Here is a 6,488-nt window from a genome sequence, read left to right as displayed (position 1 = left end):
ACAAAAAATAACAAGAACCTCTGGGGGGGAAGAGGTTCTTGTCTGGGGGGATTAAATTATCTATTACTTTTAACACTTATTATAACATTTAGACCACAGGTTTTATAGAAAAGTTTTAAAATTTATAAAATTTTTTAGTTGTTAAAATTTAAAAATATAAAAAGGTGCATTATGGGTGCACCTATGAAAAAAACACCTTGAAAACCATTGGTAATCAAGGTGTTTTATATGTTTAATTATTATTCCCACTCAATAGTTGCAGGTGGTTTAGATGAGATATCATAAGTTAATCTGTTGATTCCCTTAACCTCATTAATGATTCTATTAGAAACTTTATCTAAGAACTCATATGGTAATCTAGACCATGTAGCAGTCATAAAGTCTATAGTGTTAGCTGATCTTAAAACAGCAGTGTACTCATAAGTTCTTTCGTCTCCCATAACTCCAACTGATTTAACAGGTAAAAGTACAACGAAAGCTTGGCTAACCTCTTTATATAAATCAGCAGCTCTTAACTCTTGAATAAAGATATCGTCAGCTTCTCTTAAGATATCAGCTTTCTCTTTTGAAACCTCTCCTAAGATTCTGATTCCAAGTCCTGGGCCTGGGAATGGGTGTCTGTCAACCATGTGAGCAGGGATTCCTAACTCTCTACCAACAGCTCTAACCTCATCTTTGAATAGCTCTCTTAAAGGCTCTAGTAATTCAAATTGCATATCCTCAGGAAGTCCTCCAACATTGTGGTGAGACTTAATTGTAGCAGAAGGTCCTTTTACAGATTGAGACTCTATTACGTCTGGATAGATTGTTCCTTGAGCAAGGAACTTAACATCAGTTAATTTAGATGCCTCATCGTTAAATACTTCAACGAACTCTTTTCCAATTATTTTTCTCTTAGCTTCAGGGTCAGTAACTCCAGCTAATTTGCTTAAGAATCTCTCTTCAGCGTCAACACATTTAATGTTCATATGGAAGTTTTGTCCATAGATTTCCATTACGTTTTTAGCTTCATCTTTTCTAAGAAGCCCAGTGTCAACGAAAATACAGATCAGTTGGTCTCCAATCGCCTTATGTATTAATGCAGCAGCAACAGAAGAGTCAACTCCTCCAGAAAGTCCAAGTAAAACTTTCTTATCTCCTACAGTTTTCTTTATAGATTTAACTGTTTCTTCAATGTAGTTACCCATTGACCAGTTTTTCTCACATTTAGCAACTCCGAATACGAAGTTTTCTAACATCTTTGTTCCATACTCAGAGTGAGTAACCTCAGCGTGGTATTGGATACAGTAGATATTTTTTTCAACATTTGCAGAAGCAGCTATACAAGAATCTGTATGAGCGATTTGCTTAAACCCTTCTGGTAATATTGTTACGTGGTCTCCATGACTCATCCAAACTTGATTTAAGTTAGGAACATCTTTGAATAATGGACTTTCTAAATCATCAATAATAAGCTCAGCTTTTCCAAACTCCTGCTTATCAGCTCTTTCAACATTTCCACCTAATAGTTGAGAAGTTAATTGCATTCCATAGCAGATTCCTAAAACAGGGATTCCTTGCTCATATAATGCTTTATCAATTGTAGGTGATCCATCTAAATAAACTGAAGCAGGTCCACCAGAAAGGATAATACCTTTAGGCTCTCTAGCTAAAATATCCTCTAATGGTTCAAAATAAGGAACAACCTCAGCATAAACTCCCATTTCTCTTACTCTTCTTGCTATTAACTGGTTATACTGAGAACCAAAGTCAAGAATAATGATGCTATTTTTCTTCATAAAAACCTCCAAAATATAATAAAAAAAGAGACAATCACACTCTATAAAAAAACAGAAGGTAGACTAATCCCTTTTATCTTTTTCATAGAAACTAATTTACGGTTAGTTGTAGAGACGCTGCACCATATTTGCAACTTATACGAATGAATATATTTACTTTTGGAACATTTTAGCATATAAATAGAAGTTGTGTCAACCTATAATTAAATAATTTAATCACAAGTACAAAGTCCTATAATCATTTAAAAATAAAAAAATAGTATTACATATAAAAAAATGTTACAATTAAGTATAAAATTTATATGTAAAGTTTGAGAGGATATAAAGTTATGAAAAAAACAATTAAAGAGGTTATCGTCGTTGAAGGAAGAGATGATATATCAGCAGTAAAAGCAGCAGTAGATGCTGAAATTATACAAACTAATGGATTTGCCATTAGAAAAAAAGGAAATATAGAAAAATTGAGAGTTGCCTATGAGAATAAAGGGATAATAGTTTTAACTGATCCAGATTTTGTTGGAGAGGAACTTAGAAAATATATTTTAAAATTCTTTCCAGAGGCTAAACAAGCGTATATAAGCAGAAAAGAGGGTTCAAAAGATGGGGATATCGGCGTTGAAAATGCAACTCCAGAAGCTATAATAAAAGCCTTAGAAAATGCTAAATGTGAGGTTGTACAAGAGTCAGAAGCCATTTTTACAATGGATATCTTAATAGATTATAAGCTTTCAGGAGCGGTAGAGTCTAAAGAACTGAGAGAAAAGCTTGGAGCAGAGTTAAGAATAGGTTATTCAAATGCAAAACAACTTCTATCTAAACTGAATAGATATGGTATAACAATGGAGCAGTTTTTAGTTGCAATGAACAATATAAAAAAAACCAAGGAAAATTAATCCTTGGTTTTTTATTTTTGTAATTTTAGAAAGAGATTATCTCAGCAGTGGCCTCATACCACTCTCCCTCTTCATCTTCACCAAACTCTATAAAGAAGTTGACCTGAACGTCATCTAAAGTGAATCCAACGCAGTTTTCATCTTCCACTGTAAAGAACTCAATCTTTTTAAACTTTATAGCATCTAATTTCTCTCTTAAATCCTCTCTCTGTTCAAAAAGTTCTAAGATATCCTCCTTTATAAAGAAATCTCTTTTTTCAAACTCCTCATTTATTCTATCTATTTTTTTCATTAACTCTTCTGTCATATCTTCCTCCTAAAATTTAAAAATTTTTTTAATTTTTTTACTAAACTTTAATAAAGCTAGTACAAATTTAATTTTTTTTATTTCAAAGGGAACCTTTTCCAATGCTTTTTTCATCTGAAGGTCAATCTCTTTTTCAGTCATACTCATAAAAAATCTTCTCCTTTAAAAACAACTATATCGTAAAGTATACATCAAAAAAAATATATAGTCTATATTTATATTATAATTTATTTTTTTTCGAAAAATATGCTATAATGTATAAGATTTAAAAAAATATAAGCAGTAACACTTAAGGAGGAAAACAAAAAATGAAAAATTGCATATTGATCGGAGTAGCTGGAGGAAGTGGAAGCGGAAAAACTACAGTAGCACACAATTTAGTAAAGGCTTTCAAATCAGAAGATGCAGTACTAGTTGAGCAAGATGCTTATTATAAAGAGCTAACTAACTTAACAATAGAGGAGAAGGCTGCGGTAAACTTTGACCACCCTAACTCAATAGAGTTTGATCTACTTAAAGAGCACTTAACAAAACTTGTAAATGGGGAGTCAATCGATAGACCGATATACGATTTCACAACACACTCTAGAAAAGAGGGGTGCGTAAAGATTCATCCATCAAAAATAATAATCGTTGAAGGGATACTTATCTTTGCAGTTCCAGAGATTAGAGAGTTATTTGATGTAAAAATATTTGTGGATACAGATGCTGATGAGATGATTTTAAGAAGAATTGAAAGAGATATGACAGAGAGAGGAAGAAGTTTTGAATCTGTTAAAAATCAATACTTAAAAACTGTAAAGCCAATGTATTTAGAGTTTTGTGAGCCAAGTAAAAGATATGCAGATGTTATAATTCCAAGAGGTGGAGAGAATAAAGTTGCAATTGGAATGGTAACAAGTAACTTAAAAAGATTCCTTCAAAAAGGAGTGTTAGCATAAGATTATGAAAAATGTTATCTGTATAGAGGGAGTTGTTGGAGCTGGGAAAACAACTTTAGGGGAGTTATTAGCTAAAGAGTTATCTATTGAGTTTTTTCAGGAGCCATATATAGATAACCCATTTTTAGACAAATTCTATTCAAATAAAGAGAGATACTCTCTATTGAGTCAAATGTATTTTTTAAACAAAAGAATAGAGATAATAGAGGAAGCTTCTAAATTCAATGGTTGTATAATGGATAGAAGCATTTATGGTGATTATTTATTTGCTAAAATGCATTTGAAAAATGGATTTATGACAGAGGATGAGTTTTCACTATATCAATCTTTTTGGGAAAAACTGATATCAGCTAGAGATAATCCACTATTGATTATTTATTTAGAGACAAGTGTTGACAATGCTATAAAAAAGATTAAAGAGAGAGGACGAGAGTTTGAACTTGGAGTGGAAAAAGAGTATTGGGACTCCCTAAATGAGGAGTATTCTAACTTTTTTAACGAGTATGATGAGACAGTTGTTCTAAAAATAAATATAGACAATATGGATATAAGAGATAATGAAGAGGATAGAAAAGCATTTTTTGATATAGTTAAAGCTAAATTGAAAGAACTGAACCTGTAAACTCCCAATTAAAGGAAATTGCTTTCTATTTTAGTAGAATTATGCTAGAATTGATAAATGAAAAAACATTTATAGAAATACACTTTTGAGGAGAAAAATCATGATTTTTTTAAAAGGGATTATAACAGGTTTAATATTATCGCTTCCCTTTGGACCAGTGGGCATTTATTGTATGGAAAAGGCTATGATCGAGGGAGAAAAAAAAGCGTATGTATCAGCGCTAGGAATGGTAACAGTAGACATAATTTATGGTATTATATCATTTCTATTTATAAGTAGAGTTGAAAGTTATGTTATTAAATTTGAAACTCCGCTAAAAGTGTTGATAAGTGTATTTTTAATCTTTGTAGGAAGTAGAAAGTTTTTTGGAAAACCTAAAGTGAAAGAGATTGAGGATGATAATTTTACATTGGTTCAAGACTACTTCGAAACTTTTTTACTTGCAATATTTAATATCTCATCAATTCTTGTAATAGCAGGAATATATACACTTCTTGGGATATTGGATAGTCCTATTAGAGAACTGACAGTATTGGAATTAGGAACTGGAATTGGAATTGGAGGAGCATCACTTTGGTTTACAACAATCTTTTTGATATATCATTTTAAAAAGAAAGTAACTATGGATATTCTTTTAAAATTAAGCAAACTTTCAGGTCTTATAATTCTAATCTTTGGAATTGCAACTATTATATTTGCCTTCTACAAATAATAATAGAATATATTTATTAAGGATGGTAATATTTATGAACTTAGAGTTTAATAAAGAAAATGAAAACAAGGTTATAGCTGTGGCTATGAGTGGTGGAGTAGATTCGTCTACAGTAGCTTATCTTTTAAAAAAACAAGGTTACAAAATTTTTGGTGTAACAATGAAAACTTGCGGAGAAGAGGATAAGGATGCTAAAAGAATATGTGATGATTTAGGAATTGAACACTATCTTTTAGATGTAACAGAGGATTTTGGAAAAGAGGTTATAGATTATTTTGTGGATGAGTATAGTTCAGGAAGAACACCAAATCCATGTATGGTTTGTAATAGAAAAATAAAGTTTGGAAAACTTATTGAGTTTGCGAGAGAAAAGGGAGCAGAGGTTTTAGCAACTGGTCACTATGCTAATATTATTGATGGTACATTGGCAATAGGTGATGATATGAATAAAGATCAAGTATACTTTTTATCGCAAATAAAAAAAGAAAACTTAAAATATATTATTTTTCCAATTGGAAAAATGGAGAAACCAGCTGTTAGAGAGTTAGCTAAAAGTTTAGGTGTGAGAGTTTATGCTAAAAAAGACTCTCAAGAGATATGTTTTGTTGAGGATGGAAAATTAAAAGAGTTCTTAATGGAGAAAACATCTGGTAAGATTGGAAAACCAGGACAAATTGTTGATTTAAATGGGAAAGTTTTAGGAAAACACAATGGATTGGCATTCTATACAATAGGGCAGAGAAAAGGGCTTGGAATAGCCTCAGCAAATCCACTTTATGTAATAGAACTAGATAGGAAAAATAATAGGGTTATTGTTGGAAGCAATGAGGATCTTATGAAAAAGAGTTTAGTTGCAAATCAACTTAATCTATTTTTAGTAGATGATGTAAAAGAACTAGATGGGATGGATTGCTTTGTAAAAGCTCGTTCTAGAGATAAGTTACATCCATGTAAAATAAAAGTAGTGGATAAAGATACAATTGAAATTTTATTTACTGAGGACAGCGTGAGAGCTGTAACTCCTGGTCAAGGAGCTGTTTTATATACTGAAGATGGAAAAGTTATAGCAAGTTCTTTCATAATTAAATAGATTTTTATAGCCTGTAAATAATAATTTGTTATTTATGGGCTATTTTTATTTTTTTTAAAAGAATATACTTGTTAAATAGGTAAAATTAAGTTATACTTATATTGCCAAAGTGTTTATTTTTAAAAGAAAGAGAGGTGTTACTATG

General features: G+C 31.1%; 8 protein-coding genes and 1 riboswitch. Of the genes, 5 read left to right on the top strand and 3 right to left on the bottom strand.

Annotated elements, in window-relative coordinates; genetic code table 11:
• Window positions 1–239 precede the first annotated feature (239 nt).
• A complete protein-coding gene (gene guaA / locus ACMOUI_RS11415; RefSeq protein WP_418965819.1) occupies window positions 240–1,790 on the bottom strand; it encodes a glutamine-hydrolyzing GMP synthase in 1,551 nt (516 codons plus the stop codon).
• Between the two features lie 53 nt (window positions 1,791–1,843).
• A riboswitch (purine riboswitch) is annotated at window positions 1,844–1,941 on the bottom strand.
• A gap of 166 nt (window positions 1,942–2,107) precedes the next feature.
• On the opposite strand from guaA, the gene rnmV reads away from it, so the two are divergent.
• A complete protein-coding gene (gene rnmV, locus ACMOUI_RS11410; protein ID WP_418965818.1) occupies window positions 2,108–2,671 on the top strand; it encodes a ribonuclease M5 in 564 nt (187 codons plus the stop codon).
• Between the two features lie 25 nt (window positions 2,672–2,696).
• Here rnmV and ACMOUI_RS11405 read toward each other — a convergent pair whose 3' ends face one another.
• Both ACMOUI_RS11405 and ACMOUI_RS11400 read right to left on the bottom strand, forming a co-directional pair.
• A complete protein-coding gene (locus ACMOUI_RS11405) occupies window positions 2,697–2,978 on the bottom strand; it encodes a hypothetical protein (RefSeq protein ID WP_418965817.1) in 282 nt (93 codons plus the stop codon).
• 9 nt (window positions 2,979–2,987) lie between these two features.
• Window positions 2,988–3,125 (bottom strand): hypothetical protein, encoded by a 138-nt coding sequence (locus tag ACMOUI_RS11400; RefSeq protein ID WP_418965816.1) that lies wholly within the window; start codon window positions 3,123–3,125, stop codon window positions 2,988–2,990.
• Between the two features lie 161 nt (window positions 3,126–3,286).
• Here ACMOUI_RS11400 and udk point away from each other — a divergent pair, with 161 nt between their 5' ends.
• The 4 genes from udk (at window position 3,287) to mnmA (ending at window position 6,343) form a co-directional block, all read left to right on the top strand.
• Window positions 3,287–3,919, top strand: a complete 633-nt coding sequence (udk, locus tag ACMOUI_RS11395; protein ID WP_418965815.1) for a uridine kinase — start codon at window positions 3,287–3,289, stop codon at window positions 3,917–3,919.
• Window positions 3,920–3,923: 4 nt separating this feature from the next.
• A complete protein-coding gene (locus tag ACMOUI_RS11390; protein WP_418965814.1) occupies window positions 3,924–4,541 on the top strand; it encodes a deoxynucleoside kinase in 618 nt (205 codons plus the stop codon).
• A gap of 100 nt (window positions 4,542–4,641) precedes the next feature.
• Window positions 4,642–5,253, top strand: coding sequence for a LysE family transporter (locus ACMOUI_RS11385; protein ID WP_418965813.1), 612 nt, complete (start codon window positions 4,642–4,644; stop codon window positions 5,251–5,253).
• A gap of 34 nt (window positions 5,254–5,287) precedes the next feature.
• Entirely contained in the window at window positions 5,288–6,343 is a 1,056-nt protein-coding gene (gene mnmA, locus ACMOUI_RS11380) for a tRNA 2-thiouridine(34) synthase MnmA (RefSeq protein WP_418965812.1), read from the top strand.
• The last annotated feature ends 145 nt before the right edge of the window (window positions 6,344–6,488 follow it).

It is taken from the genome of Cetobacterium sp., from assembly GCF_048470075.1.
Lineage (GTDB): Bacteria > Fusobacteriota > Fusobacteriia > Fusobacteriales > Fusobacteriaceae > Cetobacterium_A.
The sequence above is the reverse complement of the archived record's forward strand: the minus strand, read 5'-3'. Positions and strand labels throughout refer to the sequence as shown.